Source organism: Paenibacillus aceti, from assembly GCF_003614185.1.
Taxonomy (GTDB): domain Bacteria; phylum Bacillota; class Bacilli; order Paenibacillales; family Paenibacillaceae; genus Fontibacillus; species Fontibacillus aceti.
Window position 1 is genome coordinate 4508223 of sequence record NZ_KZ987724.1, and the last position, 26485, is coordinate 4534707.

The 26485-nt window shown below is 45.7% G+C and carries 24 protein-coding genes and 1 pseudogene; 17 read left to right on the top strand and 8 right to left on the bottom strand.

All coding sequences use genetic code 11. The annotated features are described in order from the left end of the window. Nucleotides 1-10 precede the first annotated feature (10 nt). Nucleotides 11-2365, bottom strand: a complete 2355-nt coding sequence (locus BFJ94_RS20340; RefSeq protein ID WP_120464272.1) for a helix-turn-helix domain-containing protein — start codon at nt 2363-2365, stop codon at nt 11-13. A 126-nt stretch (nt 2366-2491) separates the two neighbouring features. Between BFJ94_RS20340 and BFJ94_RS20345 the strand changes: the two genes are divergently transcribed. The 3 genes from BFJ94_RS20345 to BFJ94_RS20355 all read left to right on the top strand — a co-directional run bounded on the left by BFJ94_RS20345 (nt 2492) and on the right by BFJ94_RS20355 (nt 5302). Next, on the top strand, nt 2492-4414 hold the full coding sequence (locus BFJ94_RS20345) for a heparinase II/III domain-containing protein (protein WP_120464273.1): 1923 nt from the start codon (nt 2492-2494) through the stop codon (nt 4412-4414). A gap of 194 nt (nt 4415-4608) precedes the next feature. Next, the gene (locus BFJ94_RS20350; RefSeq protein WP_120464274.1) at nt 4609-4902 is read left to right on the top strand and encodes an AbrB/MazE/SpoVT family DNA-binding domain-containing protein; all 294 of its coding nucleotides are present in this window, start codon (nt 4609-4611) and stop codon (nt 4900-4902) included. 1 nt (nt 4903) lies between these two features. Further along, the gene (locus BFJ94_RS20355; protein ID WP_120464275.1) at nt 4904-5302 is read left to right on the top strand and encodes a type II toxin-antitoxin system death-on-curing family toxin; all 399 of its coding nucleotides are present in this window, start codon (nt 4904-4906) and stop codon (nt 5300-5302) included. A gap of 97 nt (nt 5303-5399) precedes the next feature. Here the strand turns inward: BFJ94_RS20355 and rnhA are convergent, their stop codons facing one another. Continuing rightward, nucleotides 5400-6050 (bottom strand): ribonuclease H, encoded by a 651-nt coding sequence (gene rnhA, locus BFJ94_RS20360; protein ID WP_120464276.1) that lies wholly within the window; start codon nt 6048-6050, stop codon nt 5400-5402. Between the two features lie 189 nt (nt 6051-6239). On the opposite strand from rnhA, the gene BFJ94_RS20365 reads away from it, so the two are divergent. Further along, nucleotides 6240-6917: a uracil-DNA glycosylase gene (locus tag BFJ94_RS20365; RefSeq protein ID WP_120464277.1), complete on the top strand. Its 678-nt coding sequence runs from the start codon at nt 6240-6242 to the stop codon at nt 6915-6917. A 78-nt stretch (nt 6918-6995) separates the two neighbouring features. Here BFJ94_RS20365 and BFJ94_RS20370 read toward each other — a convergent pair whose 3' ends face one another. Next, nucleotides 6996-7760 carry an IclR family transcriptional regulator gene (locus BFJ94_RS20370; protein ID WP_120464278.1) on the bottom strand — a complete coding sequence of 255 codons (765 nt, stop codon included), beginning with the start codon at nt 7758-7760 and terminating at the stop codon, nt 6996-6998. Nucleotides 7761-8131: 371 nt separating this feature from the next. Here BFJ94_RS20370 and BFJ94_RS20375 point away from each other — a divergent pair, with 371 nt between their 5' ends. The 4 genes from BFJ94_RS20375 (at nt 8132) to BFJ94_RS20390 (ending at nt 13720) form a co-directional block, all read left to right on the top strand. Further along, entirely contained in the window at nt 8132-9316 is a 1185-nt protein-coding gene (locus BFJ94_RS20375) for an iron-containing alcohol dehydrogenase (RefSeq protein ID WP_120464279.1), read from the top strand. An 81-nt stretch (nt 9317-9397) separates the two neighbouring features. Then, complete coding sequence (locus BFJ94_RS20380; RefSeq protein WP_120464280.1) at nt 9398-11368, top strand: YjhG/YagF family D-xylonate dehydratase; 1971 nt, start codon at nt 9398-9400, stop codon at nt 11366-11368. Nucleotides 11369-11407: 39 nt separating this feature from the next. After that, a complete protein-coding gene (locus BFJ94_RS20385) occupies nt 11408-12754 on the top strand; it encodes a GntP family permease (RefSeq protein WP_120464281.1) in 1347 nt (448 codons plus the stop codon). Between the two features lie 45 nt (nt 12755-12799). After that, nucleotides 12800-13720, top strand: coding sequence for a dihydrodipicolinate synthase family protein (locus tag BFJ94_RS20390; RefSeq protein WP_120464282.1), 921 nt, complete (start codon nt 12800-12802; stop codon nt 13718-13720). Nucleotides 13721-13816: 96 nt separating this feature from the next. Here BFJ94_RS20390 and BFJ94_RS20395 read toward each other — a convergent pair. Next, a pseudogene (locus BFJ94_RS20395) lies at nt 13817-14875 on the bottom strand (C45 family autoproteolytic acyltransferase/hydrolase); the annotation flags it as partial. Between the two features lie 77 nt (nt 14876-14952). After that, on the bottom strand, nt 14953-15237 hold the full coding sequence (locus BFJ94_RS20400) for a hypothetical protein (protein WP_120464284.1): 285 nt from the start codon (nt 15235-15237) through the stop codon (nt 14953-14955). 130 nt (nt 15238-15367) lie between these two features. Between BFJ94_RS20400 and BFJ94_RS20405 the strand changes: the two genes are divergently transcribed. Together BFJ94_RS20405 and BFJ94_RS20410 are read left to right on the top strand one after the other, a co-directional pair. Beyond that, on the top strand, nt 15368-15961 hold the full coding sequence (locus tag BFJ94_RS20405) for a TetR/AcrR family transcriptional regulator (protein WP_162944351.1): 594 nt from the start codon (nt 15368-15370) through the stop codon (nt 15959-15961). A gap of 185 nt (nt 15962-16146) precedes the next feature. Further along, nucleotides 16147-16710 (top strand): tyrosine-type recombinase/integrase, encoded by a 564-nt coding sequence (locus BFJ94_RS20410; protein WP_120464286.1) that lies wholly within the window; start codon nt 16147-16149, stop codon nt 16708-16710. Nucleotides 16711-16806: 96 nt separating this feature from the next. Here BFJ94_RS20410 and BFJ94_RS20415 read toward each other — a convergent pair whose 3' ends face one another. Continuing rightward, nucleotides 16807-17490 carry a universal stress protein gene (locus tag BFJ94_RS20415; RefSeq protein ID WP_120464287.1) on the bottom strand — a complete coding sequence of 228 codons (684 nt, stop codon included), beginning with the start codon at nt 17488-17490 and terminating at the stop codon, nt 16807-16809. Between the two features lie 135 nt (nt 17491-17625). On the opposite strand from BFJ94_RS20415, the gene BFJ94_RS20420 reads away from it, so the two are divergent. From BFJ94_RS20420 to BFJ94_RS20450, 7 genes are read left to right on the top strand one after another with little or no spacing between them, the layout of a single operon-like run. After that, entirely contained in the window at nt 17626-20037 is a 2412-nt protein-coding gene (locus BFJ94_RS20420) for a Na+/H+ antiporter subunit A (RefSeq protein ID WP_120464288.1), read from the top strand. Continuing rightward, on the top strand, nt 20024-20446 hold the full coding sequence (locus BFJ94_RS20425) for a Na(+)/H(+) antiporter subunit B (protein ID WP_120464289.1): 423 nt from the start codon (nt 20024-20026) through the stop codon (nt 20444-20446). The genes BFJ94_RS20420 and BFJ94_RS20425 overlap by 14 nt, the downstream gene beginning before the upstream one ends. Before the next feature lies 1 nt (nt 20447). Next, the gene (locus BFJ94_RS20430; protein WP_120464290.1) at nt 20448-20786 is read left to right on the top strand and encodes a Na(+)/H(+) antiporter subunit C; all 339 of its coding nucleotides are present in this window, start codon (nt 20448-20450) and stop codon (nt 20784-20786) included. Next, nucleotides 20779-22254 (top strand): Na+/H+ antiporter subunit D, encoded by a 1476-nt coding sequence (locus tag BFJ94_RS20435; protein ID WP_120464291.1) that lies wholly within the window; start codon nt 20779-20781, stop codon nt 22252-22254. Before BFJ94_RS20430 ends, BFJ94_RS20435 begins: the two co-directional genes overlap by 8 nt. A 14-nt stretch (nt 22255-22268) precedes the next feature. Then, nucleotides 22269-22748, top strand: coding sequence for a Na+/H+ antiporter subunit E (locus BFJ94_RS20440; RefSeq protein WP_120464292.1), 480 nt, complete (start codon nt 22269-22271; stop codon nt 22746-22748). Next, complete coding sequence (locus BFJ94_RS20445; RefSeq protein WP_120464293.1) at nt 22745-23026, top strand: Na(+)/H(+) antiporter subunit F1; 282 nt, start codon at nt 22745-22747, stop codon at nt 23024-23026. Before BFJ94_RS20440 ends, BFJ94_RS20445 begins: the two co-directional genes overlap by 4 nt. Next, nucleotides 23010-23411, top strand: a complete 402-nt coding sequence (locus BFJ94_RS20450; protein WP_120464294.1) for a Na+/H+ antiporter subunit G — start codon at nt 23010-23012, stop codon at nt 23409-23411. The genes BFJ94_RS20445 and BFJ94_RS20450 overlap by 17 nt, the downstream gene beginning before the upstream one ends. A 327-nt stretch (nt 23412-23738) precedes the next feature. Here BFJ94_RS20450 and BFJ94_RS20455 read toward each other — a convergent pair whose 3' ends face one another. Together BFJ94_RS20455 and BFJ94_RS20460 are read right to left on the bottom strand one after the other, a co-directional pair. Then, nucleotides 23739-25547 (bottom strand): carbon starvation CstA family protein, encoded by a 1809-nt coding sequence (locus tag BFJ94_RS20455; protein ID WP_120464295.1) that lies wholly within the window; start codon nt 25545-25547, stop codon nt 23739-23741. 147 nt (nt 25548-25694) lie between these two features. Further along, nucleotides 25695-26426, bottom strand: a complete 732-nt coding sequence (locus tag BFJ94_RS20460; protein ID WP_120464296.1) for a LytR/AlgR family response regulator transcription factor — start codon at nt 26424-26426, stop codon at nt 25695-25697. Between the last annotated feature and the right edge of the window lie 59 nt (nt 26427-26485).

A 26485-nucleotide genomic window follows, 5' to 3' on the forward strand; every position in this document is an offset into this window, starting at 1 on the left:
TCAAGCTTCTCTATTCTTCGTCCTTATTAAATTGCTTTCGATACTGCCCAGGTGTCATGCCGGTTGTCTTCTTGAAGGTACGAATGAAGCTCTGTACCGAATTGTAGCGCAGTTTGTCAGCGATGTCTTGAATACGCATGTCCGTATCCATGAGCATCGACTTCGCCTGTTCGATTCGATACTGAATTACGTAGTCGACGAAGTTCTGGCCGGTATGCTTTTTGAATAATCGGCTCACTTGGAAAGTATTCATCTCCATCCGGTCCGCGCAATGCTGAAGCGAGATATCCTGATCATAATGCTCGTGAATATACTGAGTAAGCTGGCGGATCTGTTCTGCTTGCGCAGGCTGGGACTTCTCGGTCAGGCACTCGCGGATGACACCGAAGATCGAAGCGCTGAAGAAGGCTTCTACTTCTCCCAGCGTCTGCTGTGCCGATAGACTGCTTAGTAACGCCCGGTGACGCTCAGGAGTTAATACAATACTGTGATGCACCTGTAAACAGCGATAAATGGAGCCGACCAATTGCGAGAAGAAGCCGTGAATGGATTGCACAGGAAACACAGCGCCATCCTTCAATCCTTCCATAAGGTGGATGAATTCGGCCTCGGCTTCATCGATTTGAGCGAGCTTAAGCTTGTCGAGAATCTTATAGGTTAATTCGGCGATATCTTCAAACTGCATGCTCGTAGCCGGGTCCAGCTCATTTATAAAGATGGTCTGCTCTTCGTGAAGCACGAAACGATAGCGAGCCGCTTGATCCGCTTGTTTATAAGCCTCGGGTAGTCCCGTTAGGCCCTGCAGAGAATAGGATACAGACAATGTAGCCGATAGCTTCAAATATTGCTGAATCGTTTCGAGCAGATGGTTACTGGCCTTTCTCAGCTGTTCGGCTTCCAGTACATCACTGTGAGCTACCAGGGTCAGGAAACGGCCCGGATGCATCATAAGAGTGTGAATGTTGCCATAGTTGCCCATGACTTCGTGTGCTATATTTTCTATAGCAAAATAAAGTAAATATTGATCATCCTGCGGATATTGCGCATACAGCTTCCATGGATCGAACTCGAGCAGGATGACGGCTATGTAGGTATCGTTCGGCGAGAATCTAAGATCAGAACGGGCATCCGGCTCTTGTATATTGCCTACCAAGTATTGATGAAGTGTATGAGTCTCCATCTTGTCCTTATAGCGCTCCAGATTCTTCTCGAGCTGCTGAGTATGGCGCAGCATCGTATGTATGGTACGAGTGACTCGTTCGATCTCGTTGCGACCTGTGGCGTTATCGTTATCTTCAGCATCGCCCTGCTTATAAGCTTGGATGGAACGGGTTAAGTTTCGCACTGGTCGATACAGTGAAGTAGCGGCATGTAGGGCAATAATTGAAGCGATTAGCACTAGGAGCGCAGCGACACTGTATACTAATAGCTTTACATGATTCACATTACGGTATAGCTCCGCCTCCGATATCGAAGAGACGTAGTACCAGTTCTGATTACGGGCTGGCTTCACGTTCATGACAGAAGGTGTCCCATTCAGGGACATCTTTATTGGCTCTAGAGTCTCTGCCTGCTTAATCTGTGTAAGGTTTGGCTCGCTTAGACGAGTGCCGATATAGTTACGGTCGTTGTGGAAGACGATCTGCCCGCTCTCATTTACCACGAATATCTCGTGAGTGTCATAGTTGTTTTTTGAAGCAAGCTTGTTGCCAAGAGCATCTGCGTCAAGATAAGCAATAATGGCGCCGGTTATCGACTTCTTCATTGAGGAGTCCTCGGCGACAGGACGAATAAGCGTCAATACATTTTGATTGATTCGTGTATTGGCCGGCAGGCTGGTGCGTGTATCGATCCATACCCCTTGAATGGACAGTTGTCTGGCCTTATCAAGTGATGTGGAGTCGCGGAATTGCTCCTCGGTCAGGAATTGATTGTCCGAGGTCAGAATCTTCCTGGAATGAAAAGAATAGAAGTCGACTTCTATGACGTCCTCCATGCCACTCCGGATATTAGCGAGAATGTTTTTGATCTGACGAAAGGTATCGATATCGTTAGCGGACAGTTCTTTATTGGCGTATTGCGTCAAAATGCCCGTGTAGTCGCTTCGACTAGAGTATGTATATTGGAGCAGCAGCTCATCGATCTTCTTTAACTGATCATGCATCCGATCTTGAGCATTTTGCACCAGCATCTTATTGTACATAGATGCTTGATCCTGAATCGTCGATGTCAGGATGTTGGTAATGAATAACCCGAAGATAAGAACCGGGATCGTAGACAATAGCAGCATATAAATAATGAGTTTCTGCTTATGATAATTCGGTCGTCGAAGCAGAGGGAGTTTAGCGAACATGTGTTGTATCATGAGTGACCCTCCTGTTGAAATTCAAGTCATGCTATGAATTAGTATAAATGGACATGAAACCGCTTGCAATGACATTTTCCAAAGAAGATAGAGATTAACATTTTAACTAGGCAGGAGGACGACGTAATGTTAACAAAAGAGACTAAATTGAGTTCACGTAGATTGTCATTGAGGACAAAGGCTCCATTCGAGCCGTTCCCTAGGGCTGCTGAGCGAGCATCCTGGGAGGGTTTGAGTGAATCGGTACGCAGGCTCTGGATCACGGCAGGCGAGCAGCATCTTCAACAGGATTGGCCTTCTCTTCCGGCGACCTTATATATGGATTATGTACGCACGGGAATTCGAGATCACTATCAAAACCCGGGTTTTATGAGAAGACAGATGCTGCTCAGACTGGTTATGGCCGAGTGCATGGAATATAAAGGCCGGTTTCTCGATGATATTGTAAATGGCGTGTGGGCGATCTGTGAGGAGTCAACCTGGTGTTGGCCGGCGCATCTTAATAATCTGGATACGCATCGTCTGGAGGAACTCCCTGACCTCGACCATCCGATCATCGACCTTGGTGCAGGTGAGACGGCTTCATTGATTGTCTGGACGTGCTATTTGCTGCAGGAAGCACTGGAGCGCCATAGCCCCAATCTTGCGAAGCGGATGCTTCGAGAGCTGAGAGTGCGCATTTTGGAGCCTTACGATCGAGAGGACCGTTTCTGGTGGATGTCTTTTGATGAGCATGAACTCATTAACAATTGGAACCCGTGGTGCAATTCGAATGTGCTTGCGGTAATCCTGATCGCCGAACAGGACATGGCCCGCAAGGAGCGTATGCTTGAGAAGCTGCTTCGCAGTCTGGACCGGTTCATCGGTTCTTATCAAAAGGACGGAGGCTGTGATGAGGGCCCGGCCTACTGGGGACATGCGGCGGGAGCGCTATTCAATGCCTTGCAATTACTGTGTGCGGTCTCTGCGCATTATCAGGAACTGTATCAGGATGAGAAGATCCGGAATATGGCTCGGTATGTGATGAATATGTACATTGGGGAAGGGCAGTTCATTAGTTTTGCTGACTCGTCCGCCAAGCTTACAGTAAAGGCAGAAGTGATCTATCAATTTGCCAAGGCATTGAAAGATGAAGAACTCATGAGCTTCGGGAGGCAGATGTACCTGCGTCAGGGTGGATATGAGCATTGGAATGATGAGGATTTTCTCTCCAACCTGCAAGTGATTCTAGGTGAAACCTTTCAAGTGGAAGAATTATGGCGAAATAGTGGTAAAGAGGATGCCGAGAAGCAGCAGTCGATCCTGCTCCCGATGGACGTATGGATGGAAAGTGTCGAGGTGATGGTTGCTCGTGACACGAAGGAGGGGAATGGCTTCTGTCTCGCGGCCAAAGGAGGCCATAACGATGAGAGCCACAACCATAATGATATTGGGAGCTTTATAGCCTATCTGAATGCAGAGCCTGTGCTGATTGATGCAGGAGTAGGTGTCTATACATTTAAGACCTTTAGCGCGGAACGCTATTCGATATGGACCATGCAATCTGCCTATCATCAGACGCCTACCATTAATGGGTGTATGCAAGCTGCAGGGAAGAATTATCGTGCCCAATCGGTTCATTACGAAGCCGATGGGGTGATAAGCCGCCTTGCTATGAATCTATCGGGCGCCTATCCAGAGGAAGCGGGCGTTATGAGCTGGGAACGTTCCGTTCAGCTTGCTCGTGGAGTCGATGGACAGGAAGGATGCTCTGAAGTTCTGATTTCGGACCAAGTTGAATTTAAAAAGGAGACCCAGGATATCGTTCTCCATTGGATGAGTGCATCTGCACCTGTTATGGAAGCAGACCAGTGGGTGATCTCAACGAGTAAAGGCAGCAAGGTCGCTATGCAGTACGATACAGAGCTTTGGGACGTAGAGATTGAACCGATTACTTTAACGGATAAAAAGTTGATGGGCGTATGGGGATCAACGATTTATCGGACCAATATGCGTATGAAAAAGGCTGTTTTGTGTGGCGGGTGGCAGTTTACGCTGAAGTGTTTGTGATGGTGTGGGAAATAGTAGATGCATTGCTGAAGAACTTGCTTCGTTCCGTCCTCATCGGCGGAGAGAGCAAGTTCTTTTTTAATAACAGTGGGTTACGATGCTAATGCTATTGTTCCCACCAGGTTATAACTGTTTTAATGTTATAAAGGTATAACTTGCTATGTGAAGATCATACTATAGGAGGATGAGATCAAATGAATGGTGTGGTCAAATTGACGAAAGAGAAACCGAATGAAATTCATTATTTCCGTAAAGTGGGACGAATGGGCAATAGTCTTGGGGTAAGCTTGCCTAAATCTCTGGCTGCAAAGCTGAATCTTTTGCAAGGTGATGAAATCGAGTTCATCGAAAATGACCGTGGTGAAGTGGTATTTAAAAAGGCTCGGCAAGGGCAGCTTCCGGATAATATCAGATCAGAAGTGCTTGAGGCGTTCTTTGATGTTTTTGAAGAAGATAAGGGCATCCTTGAGGATTTAAGGGATCGATGATATGACTAAGTTTCTTACCAAGGAAGAAGTTATTTCAGCGCATTATTTCATGATGAAAAGAATGGATGACGCAGACCAAGCGGGTGTTAAGGATCATGGCCTGCTGGAATTTGCGGTACATAGCCCGCAGCAAAGTATTTTTGGAGAGGATGCGTACCCAACTATATTTGATAAGGCCGCTGCTTTGCTGGAATCCTTGATAAAAAACCATTGCTTCCATAATGGAAATAAGCGCACAGCCTATCTGGTCACAAAATCATTTTTAATGTTGAATGGATATCATCTGCGCATGGAACGTAAATATGCAGTAGAGTTTATTGTGGATATAGCAACAGGTTTGCATTCATTTGAGAAGGTAGCTCTTGTTCTGAGGGAATATTCTGAAGAAATGAGTGGCTAAACAAAAATTCACCCCTTCGTCTTCACCATCAAAAACACCATCCGCAGGGAGTGGTGTTCTTGTTCTTACGGGTATTCACTTTTTCACCTGATCTCGCTCATTTTCGGCCGAAATCGGCTTTGATCTCGCCCCAGACTTCGGTGTTCCATTTTAATACTTTGTTTGTATAGGTGTTAGTATGGAGCCATTTCAGGGCTCTGTCGGCAAGCTCCCAGATTTCTTGGGTCGTAGCGTCTCTTACCAAATTCGAACGGATTTCTTTCTTTTTCAGCCAGCTAAGTGCGGTTCTGGAGTCGGAATAGACGGTCCTGGTGCTACCCTTCTTCTTCAGATAGGCAAGACCGTGAACAATTGCGATGAATTCTCCAATATTATTCGTTCCTTTCGATATAGGCCCATGGTAGAAGAGGAGCTCACCGGTTTGTGTATCTACTCCCTTGTATTCTACGATCCCCGGATTTCCACTACAGCCGACGTCGACACTGATGCTATCCATATCAATTTCCTCAAGGGGTTCTGCGGATAAGTCCAGTTTTTTCTGGGCCGACTGGCTTGGTTTCGTCTTGCTGGATTGCCCCCAATGCTTCTTCCACCCATCACGGAAGGCTTGCTCGGCCTCTTTCTTAGAGCCATACGACTTATACTTTGCATCAGGATATTGATTGGTCTGCTGTTGACACTCCGCCCACGTATTATATACTCCAGGCTTATTGCCTACCCATACTACATAAAACTTTTGTTTTGCCATAATGCCACCTTCTCAATTTCGCAATTAGAAAATTAAATCTTGTAAACTTTAGCTTCGACAGAGGCTTTTTGAATTCCTTTTATTAATTTATTGAATCATCTAGAATGCTATACATCAAAGCCGAACGGAAAAGATGTCATATGATATAATTCAGTTATATCTTTTTTACAATGGCAGGGGGCTAGAAATTTGAAGGCTATATTGAAAAATGACTGGGCGTCTGAGCTAGAGCAGGAGTTTGCGAAGTCATATTATCTGAATCTGCGGCAGTTTCTTATTAGTGAGTATCGGACAAAGACCATTTATCCTGATAAATATGATATTTTTAATGCTCTGCACTATACTCCGCTGGCTGACACCAGGGTGGTTATTTTGGGTCAGGATCCCTATCATGGACCAGGACAAGCCCACGGCTTAAGCTTTTCTGTAAAAGAGGGCGTAAATCCGCCTCCATCCCTACAAAATATGTTTAAGGAGCTTCAGAGCGATCTGGGCTGTTACATACCGAATAATGGTCATTTGCTTAAATGGACCCAGCAGGGCGTGCTGCTTCTTAACACCGTGCTCACAGTAAGGGCGCATGAAGCAAATTCTCATAAGAACAAAGGCTGGGAGAATTTTACGGATAAAGTGATTGAGACGATCAACCGGAAAGAGGAGCCCGTCGTGTTCCTGTTATGGGGAAGCCATGCTCAGAAGAAGGCGGAACTGATTACGAACCCACGGCATTTTCTAATTCGTTCGCCGCATCCAAGTCCATTGTCGGCACATAGGGGGTTTTTTGGCAGTCGGCCTTTTTCCCGTACTAACGAATTTCTACGTAAGATAGGCCAACCAGAAATCGATTGGCAAATTCCCAACTTATAGAAGGAAGAGCAAAGACACCTCTCAGGTGTCTTTTTAAGTTTAGGTTCCTTTGAGCAAGGTATATATATAGATAAAATCTTACGGCTCATAATCATATTTCATCTGTTCCGACAATTCCTGGCAGGCAGCCTTGAGTATATCGATGAATATGGCTAGCTCCTCGTCGCTGACCCGCGAGACTAAGGTAGAGATACTAATCGCGGCGAGCACCTTGTTTTTACCCTTAAAGATGGGCACCGCTGCACATTGCACCCCTTGTTCATTCTCCTCATTATCTATTGCAAACCCTTGCTGCTGTATCTTTTCCAGCTCTTTACGGAACACCGCCTCATTGGAGATCGTGCTAGCCGTCTGTTGCTGGTAGGAATAGCCCTGTAGCAGACGCTCGATTTCCTGCGGTTCTTGGTAAGCCAGAAGGACCTTGCCAATGGCCGTTGAGTGGAGAGGGAGTCTCCGGCCTAGTCGAGAATACCGGATGATGGCCTGTTCTCCTTCCACCTTATCGATATAGACCCCTTCCCGTCCATCCAAAATCCCCAAATGAACCGTTTGCCCTGTTTTGGCGGCCAAATCGAGAAGATATTTATGGGCAGCCTTCCTGATATCTATATTGCTAATGACTAAATTTCCTCGTTCTGCTAGCTTTAAGCCCAATCTGTATTTTCCATCCTCAGGATTTTGATCGATGTAAGAGTATTCTCGCAGAGTGCTTAACAAGGAATGCACCGTGCTTTTGTGCAGCTCCATTTTCTCGCTGATCTCTGTAATTCTGAGCTCTGTAGTATGTTCGTCAAATAAATCTAAGATTTTCAAGGCCCTTTCTACCGATTGAATGATTGGCATATGTAACACCTCGTGTTTGTTATTATAAAACTATAGATCATTATATCAAATTTAGTCCGGTTATAAATAAGGAAAATTGTAAAATATTTGATGAGCTAAATAGGTGCTTTGTAACGGAATTGACACAGTGTATTCGCTTACAGCTAAAACAGCTATGCTATAATCAACTCAAAAGTTATGAATAGTAGAACGTAGTTTTATAATGTAAAACAAATTAATCCCGTCAAAGAAAACAAAGGAGCATTTTGGCCGAAGCTAGAGGAACTCGTGGTTGGATTTATGCTCAGAGATCTTCGAAGTTCATCATGTTAATGAATATGTGAACAAATTCACATATTTCTTATATATCAAACACGATAAGGAGAGATGACATGTTAACACCAAGAAAAATTTATTGGCCTGCTATTAATCTTGTCGGTCCTGGAAGTGTGAGGTTCGTCGCAGAGGAAGTAGCAAAATTAAATCTTAAGAAGGCTTTGCTTGTAACAGATAAGGTCTTAAATGAAAACGGTGTTGTGAAGCAGATCACCGATGCATTGGATGAAGGTGGCATTGTTTACAGCATATTTGACGAAGTGAAGCCAAATCCAACTACGACTAATGTTCATGATGGCTTGGCTGTTTTCCAAAAAGAAGGCTGTGACTTTATCATTACGGTCGGCGGTGGCTCCCCGCAAGATACCGGGTCTGCTATAGGGATTTTGGCGACAAATGGTGGTCGTATTGCCGATTATGAGGGGGTTGGAAAGTCTAAGAATAAATCAGTACCGATTGTGGCGATTAGTACAACCGCCGGTACTGCTGCAGAAGTCACGATCAATTATGTAATTACGGATGAAGCGCGAAAGTTAAAAATGATCATGGTTGATCCCAACGCACTGCCGGTTATAGCTGTGAATGATCCGGAATTAATGATGAAAAAGCCAAAGGGGTTAACAGCTGCCACGGGATTGGATGCTCTTACTCACAGTATTGAAGGGTACACTGCTAAAGGTTCCTTCGAGCTCTCTGATGCGATCGCCCATAAATCAATTGAGCTCATTGGAAGATACATCGAAAGAGCAGTGGAGAATGGTTCGGATTTAGAAGCTCGTTCCGGGATGGGGTGGGGCTCCTTTATCGCTGGTCTTTGCTATTCCAATGCCGGACTAGGAATCGTTCATAGCATGGCTCACCAATTAGGAGGAGAGTATGATCTCCCGCATGGGGTTGCCAATGCAATGCTGCTGCCATTCGTCATGGAATTCAATATGGATGCTTGTCCCGATAAATTTGCTGAAATTGCTCGAGCATTAGGCGTAGATACTTCGGCTGCTACGTCAGTAGAAGAAGCCGCCCAAATGGCTATTACTGAAGTCCGGCGGATTTCCAGAGCAGTGGGTATTCCATCCCTTCGCGAATCGGCCTTCAGGGTTGAGGATGTGGAGAAATTGGCCAAGCAGGCATTGAAGGATGCTTGTACAGCGGCTAACCCGAAGCCTGTGACGAAGCAAGATATTATCGCTATTTATATGAAGGCATATGAGGATGAGGCTGGCGCGGCAGTGACACAATAATCAGGAAACGCAGGGACGGAAGAGTAAGATGTTCTCGAAAACCACATTGTTGTTCATTAACTAAACCTGGGAGGGGTTACGATGTCAATAAACACAATTTTCGGTGAAGAAAACGAAACAATCTATGACGTACAGACACATGCAGCTGGACCTGGGGGTTCACTTCCATTAACTCCGGAAATATTGAGAGAGCGGCCGAGCGGCGATATTTTCGGAATGACACTGGATGCCGGGATGGGGTGGGAACCCTCCAAGCTCCTTGGGAAGCAAGTCATGATCCTTGGCACATTAGCTGGGATGCGTGCTGAAGATGGAACACCGATCGCACTCGGCTATCATACTGGCAACTATGAACTAGGCTTGCAAATGAGAGCTGCAGCTGAAGAAATTGCTAAATTAGGTGCTGTCCCTTATGCGTCTTATGTCAGCGATCCATGTGATGGTCGCTCTCAGGGGACAACCGGTATGTTCGACTCACTTCCATATCGCAATGATGCGGCTATGGTAATGCGACGCTTAATCCGTTCCCTGCCACAAAGGAGCGCTGTTATAGGTGTAGCCACTTGTGATAAAGGTCTGCCAGCCACCATGATGGCGTTGGCATCGATGAGAGATCTGGCGACCATCCTGATTCCTGGCGGTTCAACGCTTCCTCCAACCGAAGGCGAGGATGCGGGTAAGGTTCAGACGATTGGCGCGAGATTTAGCAATAACGAGCTGTCATTAGAGGATGCGGCAAGGCTTGGCTGTGCAGCATGCGCCTCGGCTGGAGGAGGCTGTCAGTTCTTGGGTACAGCGGGAACTTCACAGGTCGTCGTGGAGGCCTTGGGACTGGCGTTGCCACACTCGGCCTTGGCACCCTCCGGTCAGCCCGTATGGGAAGAGATCGCCAAGCAGTCAGCCCGGGCCGTGCTGGAGCTGGAGAAGAACGGGATCACGACGAAGGATATTGTGACGGATAAGGCGATTGAAAATGCTATGTTCGTCCATGCGGCATTCGGCGGATCAACGAACCTACTGCTGCATATTCCTGCCGTAGCACATGCGGCTGGCTGCAAAGTGCCAACAGTCGATGATTGGGAGAGAGTTAACAAGCTGGTTCCTCGCCTAGTCAGTGTACTGCCGAATGGACCCGTTAATCATCCGACCGTTCGCGCTTTTCTAGCTGGAGGAGTCCCTGAGGTGATGCTTCATTTAAGGAAGCTTGGCCTGCTGCATGAAGATGTGCTTACAGTGACTGGGGAGACGCTTGGAGCGAACCTGGATTGGTGGGAGAAATCAGAACGACGTGCCAAATTCAGACAGTTATTAGTGGAGCTGGACGGAGTTCATCCGGACGAAGTCATCATGGATCCAACCCAGGCCCAAGAATGGGGATTGACTTCCACGGTCACGTTCCCTAAGGGAAATATCGCACCAGAAGGTTCTGTGATTAAATCTACCTCGATCGATCCATCCGTTGTTGGAGAAGATGGCGTTTATCGTCATACCGGCGTTGCCAAGATCTTCACATCTGAGCAAGCGGCGATCAAGGCGATTAAGACAGGAGGCATTCATGCGGGGGACATTATGGTGGTCATGGGTGGCGGACCGTTAGGAACAGGAATGGAAGAGACCTATCAATTAACATCCGCTTTGAAGCACTTATCCTATGGGAAGCAAGTCTCTCTGATTACAGATGCCCGTTTCTCAGGCGTATCTACTGGAGCCTGTATAGGTCATGTAGGGCCAGAAGCTCTGGCAGGAGGGCCTATTGGAAAATTGCGTGATGGTGATGTTATCGAGATTATCGTTGACCGTAACCATCTGGTCGGCTCCGTTAACTTTATCGGCACGGAGGATAACAGACTGTCCATTAATGAAGCGACTCAGGTGTTGGAGGAACGTGAATTACATCCGCATCTTCAGCCAGAGCCTGCCCTGCCAGAGGATACCCGTCTATGGGCTGCGCTCCAATACGTCAGCGGAGGAACCTGGCGAGGATGTGTCTATGATATCGATCGGATCATTGAAGTTCTGAATGCTGGTATGAAGGCATTGACGAGTAAATAGAAGAATTGACCTACTACAAGCAACTGGAGGCTTGATATTATGCCATTATTTATTGTCGTGCTCGGAATCATCCTGTTACTTGTTTTGATTACTGGCTTTAAACTGAACACATTTGTATCACTGATCATTGTATCCTTCGGAGTGGCGTTAGCTCTTGGAATGCCCCTCGATAAAATCGTGTCATCCATTGAAGGCGGATTAGGAGGAACGCTCGGTCATATTGCCCTGATCTTCGGACTTGGCGCCATGCTCGGTAAATTGATTGCCGATGCCGGAGGGGCGCACCGGATTGCCATGACCTTAATCGACAAATTCGGGGAGAAGAGAATCCAATGGGCTGTAGTTGTCGCTTCATTTATCGTCGGGATTGCCCTATTTTTTGAAGTTGGACTAGTTCTCCTGATTCCGATTGTATTTACGATCGCCAAACAATTGAAGGTACCTATTGTATATTTGGGTATTCCAATGGCTGCTGCTCTACTAGTCACACATGGCTTCTTACCTCCCCATCCAGGCCCGACGGCTATTGCCGGTGAGTATGGTGCTGATATTGGGATGGTCCTGCTCTACGGAATTATCGTTGCCATTCCTGCGGTCATCATAGCAGGTCCAGTCTATACGAAATTGGCTAAGAAGATTGTTCCAGGCGCTTTTGATAAGACAGGTAATATCGATTCCTTGGGCGAGCAAAAAGTGTTTAAACTCGAAGAAACCCCGGGTTTTGGAATTAGCGTCTTAACTGCGATGTTTCCGGTCATTTTAATGTCCATTGCAACCATTATCAATATGGTGCAGACATCAACCGGGATGGAGAATAACACCTTCTTCTCCTTGGTTAATCTCATAGGCAATGCTTCCACTTCAATGCTGATATCACTAATTATAGCGATATTCACGATGGGGATTTCACGAAAGATCCCATTAAAAGAAATTATGAACTCCTGCGCGGTCTCAATTAGCCATATTGGCATGATGCTATTGATCATTGGTGGTGGTGGTGCCTTCAAGCAAGTGCTGATCGATGGCGGTGTCGGCGATTATGTAGCTGAATTATTCACGGGTTCCAATATGTCGCCTATACTATTGGCCTGGATCGTAGCCGCTATCTTGCGCGTCTCTTTAGGATCTGCCACGGTGGCCGCACTATCGACTGCAGGGCTAGTCATACCATTGCTTGGACAATACGATGTCAATCTGGCACTTGTTGTCCTGGCGACGGGGGCAGGCAGCTCAATATGCTCCCATGTCAATGATGCCGGATTCTGGATGATTAAAGAATATTTCGGCCTAAGTATGAAAGAAACCTTCGGTACCTGGACCGTTCTCTCTACTATTGTCTCTGTGGTAGGGTTAGGATCCATTCTATTATTAAGCTTGGTAGTTTAACAGAAAAATACAAAAAAGCTCCATCAGTTAAAGGAGAGAGATTCCATGAAAAAAGCACAATTTCTAACCCCTGTGGTGACGGCCTTTGATGCAGAAGGCAATTTGGATCAACAGGCTAATCGCGATATATATGATTTCTTGATCCGGGGAGGTGTAGATGGCTTAGTAGTCTTGGGTAGCACCGGCGAATTCTTCTCCATGAAGGATGCTCAGAAGAGGGAGTTAATCAATCTTGTAGTGAGCCATGTAAATCATCGAACGAAGGTGTATATCGGGACCGCATGTATGACCGTGGAGGACACGATCGATCTATCTAACTATGCTATTGATGCTGGAGCGGATGGAGTTATGATTGTAAGCCCGTATTATTTTGCACTCTCGGATGAAAGTATTGAATACTATTATGATCAGGTTATAGGGGCGATCCAGGGCGATGTTTATTTATATAATTTTCCGGCTAGAACCGTCCATGATCTAACTCCAGAAATCACGCTCAATCTACTAAGGAAGCATAAAAATATTAAAGGTTATAAAGATACGGTCACGGAGATGGGGCACACTAGAAAATTGATACAAACTGTCCAAAGCGAGTTCTCTGACTTCATCATCTATTCTGGATTCGACGAATACTTTGTTCATAATGTTCTTAGTGGAGGGAATGGATGCATCGGTGGGCTGTCCAACTTGTATCCCGAAGTATTCTCCGAATGGGTGAATGCTATCCATACCCATGATCTTGGAAAGGCCGCTACGATCCAGAGGATTGTCGACAAAATGATGGAGCTTTACGAGATCGGGACCCCGTTTATTCCCGTTCTGAAGAAAGCGATGGTGCTCAGAGAGATCGGTCTACAGGAATTCTGCAATAAGACGTTCATCCAGCTTGATCAAGGACAGACGGAATCCATTCATAATATTTTACAGGAAATCGATGAATTGATTGCTAATCACCACATCTTCAGGTAACAGGATTTACAAGTTACTTCCTGTACTAATTAAGGATATAAGTGAGAAAGACCACCTTCTAGGTGGTCTTTCCACGTTATAGGAGCTTACTAGGGGCTACCTAACTTCTAGTTGAAACTGAAATTCGCTCGAGCGTTTGCAACCGCCCGGGACATCTTTGATATAGAAATTAATGCTCATACTAACGTCATGTGTATTGTAGATGCTATGCCATAAGGTTCTGACCGGATAATCGTTGCATGGCTTGACATACACAAGAGAATTAATATCTCGAATCGACTCATAGGAGAATAACTTGGGGGAGTGGGCAGTGAGTTTCTCTTTTAAAACATTGTATCTATTATACATATCACTATCTGGCAATGTATCGTCGGCGCTATATCTATGTAATAAGAAGTTGGTAATGGGAAGCGGCTCTGTCTCCGCGTCAATGATATAACAACGATTCGTGGTGTAGGAATATTCGAAGACAAAGCTATTACCGCTCCGATCAGCGATCATATAGTGTAACGGGTGAAAGCCATAGTAGATTTTGTGGGAGAGCAGGGCTGCCTTGGCTTCCTCGACAGTTGCACATGTATCCAGAAGATATCTCATAATCTGCAGTTCATGAAGTCCTACACGATGTGTGGTGCAAGGCTCAGGAGGATAGTTTATTTTCGATTCATCATCTGAAAAGACGGCGACGACAAGCCCCTTTTCATTAATGCCATCGAGTACCGCACCGGCCAGATCATAATTGGTGGTACAGAGGGAGGCATAGCCTTCATCAGGATAGAGCTCGATAATGTAGGGTTCACTCAACATAGCTGGATTATCGGGGGAAGCTTCCTGTCCATCCAATGCCAGCAGCCAGTAATCAAAATTTCTGCTTAGCATACCATGGCCTGTTTCGGTCTTTGAAGGAGGATAATAAACGGCAGAGCACCCGAACGGGTCGACACGGTACATGAGTTCATTCAGGTTATAATCATCGTCCTCCAGATGGATATTTAGAGCTTTGGCCATACCACGCATTCTCTCGTAGTAGAGAGGGTAATGGTCAAGAATATATTTTCTCTGGCAGCGATTTGGCAGAGCTTGCTGAGGCTTGCTTGGAATGTGGATGTTATAGCGGGTTTGAGCCATAGCTGCTAAGTGTTGGCCGATTTCATAGTTGCTCCCTTTCTAGCGATTTGGCAGAGCTTGCTGAGGCTTGCTTGACCATTCTCTCGTAGTAGAGAGGGCCATGGTCAAGAATATATTTTCTCTGGCAGCGATATGGCAGAGCTTGCTGAGGCTTGCTTGACCATTCTCTCGTAGTAGAGAGGGTAATGGTCAAGAATATAGTTTCTCTGGCAGCGATTTGGCAGAGCTTGCTGTGGCTTGCTTGGAACGTGGATGTTATAGCGGGTGTGAGCCATAGCTGCTAAGTGTTGGCCGAGTTCATAGTTGCTCCCTTTCAAGGTCAGGTGTCTAACGGTCATGAAGCTATCTGTGCCAAGGGATAGTTGCTGTTCATTAACATACAGAGACATGAATAGGCACTCCTTACTATAGATATTAGGAATATGGATGAATCTCCCGCTTATAATATAACTGATCAGTCAGTTAATGTAAACAAGTAAATATGAACGATGCTATGCTATAATGAATTTGGGTGATGATATGGCAAGAACCGTAAACTTAGCTGTTAAAGAACAGAATAGACGAAAGATACTTGATGCTGCTCTATCCTTATTTTCAATAAAGGGTTTTTTTGCAACTAAGATCACTGAAATCGCCAAGGAAGCAGGCATGAGTCATGCTGCGGTTTTTACGTATTTCGCGAGTAAAGAGGAGATTCTAAATACCGTTATATTAGAGCCTCTGGAAGAGGAACGTGAGCGGTTCAGAGCATGCTTAAGCTATAAAGGGACAACCGGGGAAATCCTGAAACACATCGTTAGAGAGCATGTAACCTCGATTATGAAGAGGAAGGACCTTATACGGGTTATTATGACCGTGATAGGGCAACCGGCTTATTTTGAACATCAATCGGCTGCTGTGTATGATTTCTCTAACCGTTTTGTAGCTGAGATTGCGCAGTTAATTGAGAAGGGACAAGCGTCGAAGGAGATTATGGATGGAGATGCGATGGTAACGAGCTTGGCTTACTATTCTTATGTCAATGGCCTAATCTTTATCGAACCTTTCCCTATTGATCGGATTGAGGAATATGTGAATAGAGGCTGTCGAATCATTGGGATTTTAGAGGGGTAAAAAAGAATACATTCCACATTCATCGTAAACTCGCCTTAACTGGTCGGGTTTTTTTGCTATTCCAGGCGAGGAAACTGCCGTAATTTGTTAATAAAAAACATGAAAATGCGCTGTATTTTGGTTTGTGATGTTACTTAATATATGTTAAACTTCAATTATGTAACATTATTTCGGAGGGATACTCTGTGCAATATGTAAATCCGATTCGAGACGTTGAGACCATTCAAGCGATGAAAGAGGAGTTGAGGAAGAGTTCGATCAGAGACCTGCTACTGTTTGTGCTAGGGATCAATACAGGAATCAGCCTTCTGGATTTGCTGCATCTCACGGTGCAGGATGTATGGGATGGCCAGAGTGCGAAGCAGTACCTCTATATTGAGGATGAGAGGACAGGGGAAGTAAAGGCTTACTACCTTAACGGTAAAATCGCAGAAATTTTAGTCGAGTATTTGTCCAGCATCGATTGGAAGGCAGAGGATTATCTCTTCAAGTCGAAGAAGGACGCTCGGCCCATTACTCGTCAGCAGGTCTATCGGATTATTAATCACGTAGCCAGGGAGGTAGGAATTTCAGAGAAAATCGGGGCGCATACACTGAGGAAGACCTTCGGTTATCATGCGTATCATAAGGGTATTGCCATTTCCATCATCAAGTCGATCCTGAATCATCATTCCACAGCGGAGACGTTAAGATATTTAGGCGTCGAGAAAAGCGAGCAACAGCCGATCAAGGTAGATGTGAACTTATAAGAGTGGCTTTCCGTTTTGTGAAAATAACAACACGAATACTCCCCACATGTAAGGATGCGGAGAGTTTCAATTTGAGGTAAAATATATTTTCTTTATCTACTCATCTGCGGTGCTTAGATTCATTGCCGTTTTGAGATCTACGTTTTTAAGTTCAGTGACCGTTCCATCGGTAACTAGAACTTGCAGAGTTTCAGCGTCTCTCATAAAGCGGAAAATTCCATTATCGAAGTCTGTATTCACTTCTTTGAAGAAGATGCCTTCATATACGGTATCTTTATCATGATTGAAGCTTAGTTGATACTGATCTCCATCCTTGATCAAATAAGCACGAACACCCTTTTCATAAATCCCTTCTTCATCCCGGATGGAACGGGCAACAGAAATAATGTGCAAATCAACGAACGGGACATCACGCACCAAGGAATTAATAATCGATCCTTTGGTGATTTGTTCCCAACGACTGTGTGCGGTCTGGCCGAGAATGATCTGAGTAATATTATGATCTCTAGCTACCTCTGCAATGACCTTGGAGACAGGACGGCTCTCATTATCCTTTATAATGAATTGGGCTGATTCATGAGAGTTAGCGAACTCTTTCCATTGTTCAATATAGAATATCTTCTCGGCATCCAATTCATCGAACGGCTTCGGGTCAATTGTCAATATATAGAGTGGAGCCTGGAGCATGTTTGCGATCTTACAGCCGCGCTTGATTAACCTTTCTCCATTTGGTCCATAATAAACGCAGACAAGAATACTTTCGTTATACAAATTGTTCATTTTTAACCACTTCACCTCAAGTTTAATAGTAGAGCTCCTTTAAACTATGTAAGACTATAATTGATGTTTAGAAAAGAGTCAAACCCTATTTAAGACAGGTAGGATGAATCACAATTATTATTGGGGAGGGATACTTTGATTACGTTCTACATCTTCATTTTTCTTCCGTTTCTGTTTGCTTTCCTAGTCCCCTTTTTGTATAAGTATTTGAATCGCCAAGTACATACAGGATGGTTTGTATTATTTGTGCCACTATCCATCTTTATCTACCTGGTGGAATATATACCTGCTGTTGCGTCGGGGGCAACATTTGAATATACCTTGTCATGGATTCCGAGCTTCGGGATCGATATTACGTCTTATATGGATGGTCTTAGCTTACTGTTCGGTCTGCTCATTACCGGAGTCGGCAGCCTGGTGATCATCTATTCTATTTACTATATGTCCAAGGTCCGGGAGGCTCTCCATAACTTCTATATATATCTGCTCATGTTCATGGGGGCGATGCTAGGGCTGGTATTCTCGGATCATTTGTTGGTTCTGTACGGGTTCTGGGAGTTAACCAGTGTCTCATCCTTCTTGCTGATTGCCTACTGGTACGAGCGGAAGGGTTCGCGTCAGGGCGCACTGAAAGCGCTATTGATTACTGTATTGGGTGGCTTCGGCATGTTAGCCGGGTTCATTATGCTCATCATGATGGGAGATACCTTCAGTATTCGGGAGATCATCGCGAATATGGATGCGATACAGGGGCATGCGCTATTCATTCCTGCGCTGCTTTGTATTTTGTTAGGAGCTTTTACGAAATCCGCGCAGTTCCCATTTGGGATTTGGCTGCCGGATGCGATGGAAGCACCGACTCCCGTAAGTAGTTACCTCCATTCGGCAACCATGGTCAAGGCGGGCATTTATTTAGTCGCGAGAATGACACCGATCTTTGGTGGCAGCGCTGTGTGGTTCTGGCTTGTGGCTGGAATCGGGCTCGTTACCCTGCTCTATGGTTCATTAACTGCTCTGAGACAAACAGATTTGAAGGCGCTCCTAGCCTATTCCACGATTAGCCAACTAGGACTGATCATGAGCCTGTTGGGAATCGGTTCTTTAGCGGTCTATTTTGGGCCTGGCGAGACGGGAACGGTGTTCACGGTGGCTACCTTCGCCGCAGTATTTCATTTATTTAATCACTCTACCTTCAAAGGCAGCTTGTTTATGGTGGTCGGCATTATCGACCATGAGACGGGCCGGCGGGATATCCGCTATTTAGGTGGGCTGATGCAAGTGATGCCAATCACGTTCACGATCGCTTTGATCGGTGGCTTCTCTATGGCCGGATTACCGCCGTTTAACGGATTTTTGAGTAAGGAAATGTTCTTCGCTGCAGTGAATGACGTATCCCATGCCGGTATTTTCGGGTTAAATAAGATAGGGATGCTGTTCCCGATCATCGCTTGGGTAGCCAGCATATTTACGTTTGTATACTGCATGATTTTTATATTCAAAACCTTTGGCGGGGCGTACCGTCCCGAGAGGCTGACGCGAGAAGTGCATGAGGCACCACTCGGTATGCTGATTTCTCCTATCATACTAGGCTTATTGGTAATCCTTATTTTCTTCTTCCCGAATGTGCTGGGGGAATACATTCTTATTCCAGCCTTGACTGCGATTTTACCGGGGATGCCGATCTCCGGCCATGATGTGAAAATAAGTGCCTGGCACGGGCTGAATACGGAGCTCATCATGACGATCGGGGTGGTGGTGATCGGTCTGCTTCTGTTCAGAACAGCGAGGCGCTGGATTCAGGTCATGCGAAATTACCCGCAGGGATTAACGTTAAATCATTTCTATAATCAAGGCTTATCAGGTATGGAAAAACGATCGGCCTCGCTGACTGATCGATATATGACCGGATCGCTGAGGCATTATTTAATATACATTTTCTCGTTCTTCGTCCTATTGCTGATGAGCTCGCTACTGCTGCTCCATGGGATTCAGATCGATTTCTCGAATAACGCAGCCATTAGCATTTATGAAGTCGGTCTTGTGATCGCGATGATTATCGCCGCGTTCACCGTATTACTCGCTAGCAATCGAATCCTGGCTATTGTTTCATTAAGCGTATTAGGCTATATGGTTTCCATGTTCTTTGTGATCTTCCGGGCTCCAGATTTGGCATTGACGCAAATGGTCGTTGAGACAGTAACGACGGTGTTGTTCTTGCTGTGCTTCTATCATCTGCCCAAGATGACGAAGAAGATCGAACGTATACCTTTTAAGCTGACGAATCTGGTCATATCGGTCGCTGTGGGATTGACGGTGACTTTATTGGCTTTGTCCGCGAATGGACATAAGCTGTTTGAACCGATTACATCGTTCTTTGAGAATGCCTATGAGCTGGCAGGGGCCAAGAATATCGTGAACGCCATCCTGGTCGACTTCCGTGGCTTCGATACGATGCTGGAAATATCCGTACTGACGATTGCAGGTCTGGGCGTATATATCCTGGTTCATCAGCGTGTCAAAAGGAGGGGACAACGTGAAATCAAATAATGTGATTTTGAGGAGTGTAGCCCGAGTCGCGGTTGTGATCATTTTGACCTTCTCTTTCTATTTATTCATGAACGGTCACCATAATCCGGGGGGAGGATTTATCGGCGGGCTGAGTACAGCTGCTGCTATCGTTCTGATGTATATCTCCTTTGGTATCGAGAAGGTCAGTGAGAATATTCGGATGGATTTCCGGAAGCTCGCTGCCATCGGCGTGCTGATCGCGATTGGGACCGGAACGGCAGGCGTGCTCTTCGGCAAACCGTTCTTAACCCAGACCTTCGGTCATTTTGATCTGCCCATATTTGGAGATACCGAGCTTGCTTCTGCCATAATTTTTGATACCGGGGTGGCTCTAGCCGTCATTGGCACCGCCGTCAATATTATTCTAAGCATAAGTGAGGATCGCTAATATGGAGACACTCATTGTTATACTCGTCGGTATTCTAATATCCATCGGAACCTATTTAATTCTGTCGCGACAGCTGCTGCGGATTGTGCTCGGGTCCTCTATTATAAGCCATGCTGTGAATTTATTGATCATCACTTCCGGAGGCCTGAAGACGGGGAGCCCTCCTCTGCTTGGAGAGAAGGTAGCTAGCTTCACCGATGCGATCCCGCAAGCCTTGATTTTGACAGCCATCGTCATCAATTTCGCGGTGACAGCGCTAGTATTAGTCTTATGTTATCGTTCCTATCAGAACTTCGGGACAGATGACATGGAGCAATTAAGGGGAAATGAGCATGAATAATTTATTGATTACTCCCGTCGTCATTCCCCTGTTTACGGGAATGGTGTTGATCCTTTTTCAGAGGAATATTAGGCTTCAACGAGTACTTAGCTTGGTGGCCTTACTAGTTACCAGTGTGATCTCTGTTCTATTGATGAATCAGATTAGAAGCGGCGGGATCCAGACCCTCCAGCTAGGTGGCTGGGAAGCGCCGTTTGGTATTAGCTTCGTCGGGGATATGTTCAGCGCAATGCTGTTGCTGGCCACCTCGGTAGTCTCGATATGTTGTCTGCTCTACGCCTTTCCATCGATAGGCCGCAAGCAAGAGAAGCTTTATTTCTATCCTTTGTTCTTATTCCTGGTGACGGGCGTCAACGGCTCGTTTCTAACCGGGGACCTATTTAACTTATACGTCTTTTTTGAAGTGTTCCTGGTCGCTTCCTACGTCTTGATCACCATGGGCGGAGATAAGAGACAGCTGGGGGAGTCGCTCAAATATATTTTTACGAATATTATTTCGTCGGCTTTCTTTCTCATGGGGATTGCTTATCTATACTCCATTACAGGTACGTTGAACCTCGCCCATTTGTCGATTCGCATCGCTGAGGTGGGGCAGGACGGGTTAATTACGACCGTTGCGTTCTTGTTCTTGATTGTGTTCGCTTTGAAGGCTGGGCTGCTGCTTTATTACTGGTTGCCAGGATCGTATAGTGTACCGCCAACGGCCATCGCTGCGATCTTCGCTGCGCTGCTCACCAAGGTGGGCATCTATGCCATCTTCAGAATGTTCACGCTCATCTTCTATCATGAGCCTCAGATTACCCATCTGCTTATAGGGATACTGGCGGCGATTACGATGGTGCTAGGTGGGCTCGGAGCGATTGGTTATTGGGATTTACGAAAAATATTAACGTTCAACGTGGTCATCAGCGTCGGATTTATTATGGCGGGGCTTGTCTCCTTAACACCGGAAGGTATTACAGGGTCTATCTATTATTTAGTTCACGATATGCTGATTAAGGCGCTTGTCTTTTTGGTCGGCGGAACCATTATCCATATCACGGGAACGAGTAATCTGAAGGAGATCAGCGGTTTGATTCGTCACCATCCTCGCTTAGGCTGGATGTTCTTCATCGCCGCATTGTCTATGGTCGGGATACCGCCGCTCAGTGGTTTTCTTGGCAAAGTGTTCATTACACAAGGCAGCTTCGAGGCCGGTTATTACTGGCTCGGAGGAATCGGTCTGCTCGCCAGCTTGTTCATTTTATACTCGATGATCAAGATCTTTATGAACGCCTTTTGGGGAGAGACCACTCTGAGTGTCGAGGAAGAGAAGGGGACGACGAAGGGCTTGCTGCTCCCTATCGCGCTATTGACTATAGCTAGTCTCACATTAGGAATCGGTGCTGAAGGCATCGCGGATTATGTGTCCCAAGCGGCAGAGGAATTGTTGAATCCGAATCTCTATATTCATGCAGTGTTTGACTAAAGGGGGGAATCATTTTGCCCGTTCAGGTATTACTCAATATATTTATAGCCTACTTGTGGATGTTTCTCCAGGATAGCACGAGCATTATTAACTTTATCAGCGGCTATTTCGTCGGCTTGTTCGTTCTGTTCTTTATGCGTCGCTTCTTCAAGAAGCCGTTCTATATTTTCACATTGGCTGCGGTCGGCAAGCTGTTCGTTATCTTCATACAAGAGCTGGCTACCTCCTCGCTGATGGTCATGAAGCATATCCTCCGTCCCAAGATCGATGTCAAACCGGGGATTTTCAGACTGGAGACGGATTTAGAGGGGGATTTGGAGATTACGCTCCTGTCCTTATTGATCTGCTTGACCCCAGGCTCGGTCGTGATGGAGATCACCCCGGATGCCAAAGCGTTGTATGTTCATGGTCTGAATATGCCCGAGTCCCGGGAGTCGGTATTAAAATCAAAGTTAATCTTCGAAAAAGCGATAAAGGATGTGACGAGAAAATGATCTTCGAGATAATATTGACTATCGCTTTATGTCTGTTAATGCTGGCGATTATGGCTAATGTATATAGGGTTATCAAGGGGCCATCCAGCGCGGATCGGGTGCAGGCGCTAGATTCAATCGGCATTAATCTGATCGCTAGTATTGCCATATTCTCTGTGCTGCTGCATACCCATGCCTTCTTTGATCTTATCTTGTTAATCGGAATCCTGTCGTTCATCGGAACGGTTGCCTTTGCCCGGTTTATTGAAAGAGGTGTTGTCATTGAGCGGAAGCAGTGAATTTGTCAGCGCGATTTTTATATTGATCGGGGCTATTATCAGCTTCATCAGCGCGATTGGGAATGTTCGACTGCCGGATGTGTATACGAGGTCTCATGCTGCATCTAAAAGTTCTACGCTAGGCGTGTTATGCACGTTGGTTGGAACCTTGCTGTACTTCCTGATTTCCGACGGTTATTTCAGCATTCGTCTCATCTTGGGCATCTTCTTCGTATTCTTAACCGCCCCCGTCGCGGCGCATGTCATCTGCCGGGCAGCCTATCGCCACCATGTGCCGTTAGCAGAGGCAAGCGCTCAAGATGAATTGAAGGACTATTATATGGAGAATGAGAAGCCGGATACAGATCATAAGGCTAAGCTGATCGAGACAGAGGCCAGGATGTAATATGCTGGTATAGGATCAGAGGAATCGGTCATATAAAAAAGAAGCGTCTCCAAGTCGATTTTCCGACTTGAAGACGCTTCTTTTGCGTGCCCCCAAATGCGAACATCCCTCTGTTCTGTCTGGATCAAGCGGACACGGACATAAATTTCCGTTAGCGTTGGTTCTGTGGCACTCCGCCCTTGTAATGGACATAAATGTCCGTTACAAGGGAAATTGCGCGAAAAATGGCATTTTGTGCTTCTAAGGGTCAAAAGTGTCCGTTAGAGGAGCGTAGTGGTTATTTTCAGGCTCTAACGGACATTTTTGACCGCTGCAGCCCCTTATGAGTTATACTCCGAACTCTTTGGCTAATTCGGTCTGAGGTACTTTCCAGAGCTCAATCCACTTCTTGATAGCGGTAATCATAATAACTAACCCCAGGATCAACATGATAATGGAAAGAACGCCGTTTAACATGCTATAACTCTTGGAAGCTGGGTTCAGATACACATTCATAACCATCCAGTAGCCTGCGGCGTTGACAGTTACGTATAGGTAAGCTAATGGAATCAAGCATGTGAGCACATACCAACGTTTATCTGCAATCTTCAGCACAATGGTCGCGCCGATAATTAATCCAATGGAAGCCATCAACTGGTTGGAAACTCCGAACAGTGCCCAGATCGAGCTGATATCTCCGGAATAGAGAAGATAGCCCCAGACGAAACACGCTAACGCACTTGCAAAGATGTTGCCCGGTAACCAATCTGTTCTCTTTAATGGCTTATAGAGATCTCCGAAGAAATCTTGAATCAAATAGCGTGCTACACGAGTACCAGAGTCGATGGCGGTAAGAATAAAGACGGCTTCAAAGAGAATGACAAATTGGTAGAAGTAAGAAGCCAGGTTTGCAAACCAAGGGAGTTTAGTGAAGATATAAGTCATCCCCACCGCTAGTGTGACCGCTCCACCCGTACGTCCTTCCAGATCCATTCCAACCTCTGCAGCTAGATCTTTCAGATGAACGGTATCCATCCCGAGGGCGGCGAATGCTTCAGGAGAGGAGTTAATTGCAAAGTAGTCCCCTGGCTGAAGGGAAACAGCAGCGATCAAAGCCATAATGGCTACAAGACATTCAACGAGCATGGCGCCGAAGGCTACAGGTTTAATATCCTTCCAGCGATTTATCATTTTAGGTGTAGTGCCTGACCCTACGAATGCATGGAATCCTGAAATGGCGCCACAAGCGATGGTAATGGAGATGAATGGCCAAACGGGACCTGCGACGATGGGACCTCCACCATGAATGAAGTCGGGAATAATCGCCGGGAATTGAACCGTCGGATTTACATAGAATACTCCAACAATCAAGGCTCCGAAAACTCCGATTTTCATGAAGGTACTTAAATAATCACGAGGTGCAAGTAATAACCAAACAGGTAATGCTGCGGCGAAGAATGCATATATAGGTAAAATAATGGCAAGCGTACTCGCATCGAGTGTTAAGAAATCTCCAAACGCTGTACCTTGGATACTCGGTCCAAACAGAATTCCAGCCATAATCAAGATAAAACCGACGATGGTTGCTCCTTTTAAATGGCCTGTAATCCGGTGATAGAGTCCTACGCCCATAGCGATCGGGATCGTGATACCTACTGAGAAAACACCCCATGGATTGTGCTCCAGGGCATGGAGTACTACCATAGAAAGTCCAGCCATGGTGATCGTGATGATGAATAACATGGCAAGCCCTGTACAAAAGGCCGCAACCGGACCCAGTTCCTCTTTAGCGACTTCAGAGAGGGATTGTCCATTTTTTCGCATGGAAGCAAATAAGACAACGGCATCATGTACGGCTCCGCCGATCACGGCCCCGACAAGCAGCCAGATGAGTCCAGGTAAATAACCGAATTGTGCGGCCAAGATGGGACCTACTAATGGACCCGCGGCAGCAATGGCTGCAAAGTGGTGACCGAACGTGACCCATTTATTGGTAGGCACATAATCTTTGCCATCCTCCAGCTCATGGGCTGGAGTTTCCTTTGCCGCATCCATCTGCTCAAGCTTTAATATTTTTGCTGCCATGAACGTACCGTATAGACGGTAAGCAATTAGCAAGATACATATAGCCCCTACAACGATGGTAACTGCATTCATATTGTAATCCCCCCATTGGATTAAAATAATGAGAATTTGAGATCATCATACCTGATGAAAACTGAAATTTATGATTTTCACCTTAGAACACAAAAAAGAGGGGATGGATTACAAATATGACAGGACGAAATGCAAAAGCGCTTACATCTAGAAACCAAATAAATTTCTTAAATCTTTTACGTAAGTGCGGCTTACAGGTATACTGGACCCTTCCTTCATGATCAGATTGTAGGTTGAATTGAACCAAGGCTGGATTTCAGTAATGTGATCGATATTGACGATGAATCCACGATGGACCCTGATAAATTGGTCGGAATTGAGTTTTTTCTCCAGCATAGTGAGCGACTCGCATACCTTGTATTCACGTTCCAATGTCTTAATGGCACATTTACCTTCACATGAGCCTAAATAGGCGATCTTTTGACAATCGATCAAGACAATTCGTTCATCAAGGAGAACAGCGATTTTCCCGGATTGTGTGGGGGATGGAGTAGCCTGACAAGTATCCTCCGGAACTCTATGCATTCTATGAACCTTCTCTAACGTTTGCTGGATTCGCTTCTCATTAAATGGTTTTAAAATATAATCAACCGCATTTAATTCGAATGATTTCAGGGCGTATTCATCATAGGCCGTAGCAAATACAATGACAGGAGTCGGGTCTAAAGTAAGCAATTGCTTGGCTAACTCAAGCCCGTTATCTTCTGCGAGCTCGATGTCCAAAAATACAACATCTGGCCTCAAAGCTGGAATTTGTTCAAGTGCATCTTGTTTACTATCCGCTTCACCGACGATTTCCACCTGTTTACTGCGAAGCAAAAGATATTTTAGCTCATCCCTGGCAAGGGGTTCATCGTCCACGATAAATGCTCTCAACATGACTCATTCTCTCCTTTATGATCGTGTTTAAAAAGTCAGACTTTCAGCACCGAGAAGGT

Excerpts from the sequence above, each read along its gene's own strand:
- BFJ94_RS20340 (WP_120464272.1), bottom strand. The coding sequence starts at position 2,365 with ATGATACAACACATGTTCGCTAAACTCCCTCTGCTTCGACGACCGAAT.
- BFJ94_RS20345 (WP_120464273.1), top strand. The coding sequence starts at position 2,492 with ATGTTAACAAAAGAGACTAAATTGAGTTCACGTAGATTGTCATTGAGG.
- BFJ94_RS20350 (WP_120464274.1), top strand. The coding sequence starts at position 4,609 with ATGAATGGTGTGGTCAAATTGACGAAAGAGAAACCGAATGAAATTCAT.
- BFJ94_RS20355 (WP_120464275.1), top strand. The coding sequence starts at position 4,904 with ATGACTAAGTTTCTTACCAAGGAAGAAGTTATTTCAGCGCATTATTTC.
- rnhA (WP_120464276.1), bottom strand. The coding sequence starts at position 6,050 with ATGGCAAAACAAAAGTTTTATGTAGTATGGGTAGGCAATAAGCCTGGA.
- BFJ94_RS20370 (WP_120464278.1), bottom strand. The coding sequence starts at position 7,760 with ATGCCAATCATTCAATCGGTAGAAAGGGCCTTGAAAATCTTAGATTTA.
- BFJ94_RS20375 (WP_120464279.1), top strand. The coding sequence starts at position 8,132 with ATGTTAACACCAAGAAAAATTTATTGGCCTGCTATTAATCTTGTCGGT.
- BFJ94_RS20380 (WP_120464280.1), top strand. The coding sequence starts at position 9,398 with ATGTCAATAAACACAATTTTCGGTGAAGAAAACGAAACAATCTATGAC.
- BFJ94_RS20385 (WP_120464281.1), top strand. The coding sequence starts at position 11,408 with ATGCCATTATTTATTGTCGTGCTCGGAATCATCCTGTTACTTGTTTTG.
- BFJ94_RS20390 (WP_120464282.1), top strand. The coding sequence starts at position 12,800 with ATGAAAAAAGCACAATTTCTAACCCCTGTGGTGACGGCCTTTGATGCA.
- BFJ94_RS20400 (WP_120464284.1), bottom strand. The coding sequence starts at position 15,237 with ATGTCTCTGTATGTTAATGAACAGCAACTATCCCTTGGCACAGATAGC.
- BFJ94_RS20405 (WP_162944351.1), top strand. The coding sequence starts at position 15,368 with ATGGCAAGAACCGTAAACTTAGCTGTTAAAGAACAGAATAGACGAAAG.
- BFJ94_RS20415 (WP_120464287.1), bottom strand. The coding sequence starts at position 17,490 with ATGAACAATTTGTATAACGAAAGTATTCTTGTCTGCGTTTATTATGGA.
- BFJ94_RS20430 (WP_120464290.1), top strand. The coding sequence starts at position 20,448 with ATGGAGACACTCATTGTTATACTCGTCGGTATTCTAATATCCATCGGA.
- BFJ94_RS20435 (WP_120464291.1), top strand. The coding sequence starts at position 20,779 with ATGAATAATTTATTGATTACTCCCGTCGTCATTCCCCTGTTTACGGGA.
- BFJ94_RS20445 (WP_120464293.1), top strand. The coding sequence starts at position 22,745 with ATGATCTTCGAGATAATATTGACTATCGCTTTATGTCTGTTAATGCTG.
- BFJ94_RS20455 (WP_120464295.1), bottom strand. The coding sequence starts at position 25,547 with ATGAATGCAGTTACCATCGTTGTAGGGGCTATATGTATCTTGCTAATT.
- BFJ94_RS20460 (WP_120464296.1), bottom strand. The coding sequence starts at position 26,426 with ATGTTGAGAGCATTTATCGTGGACGATGAACCCCTTGCCAGGGATGAG.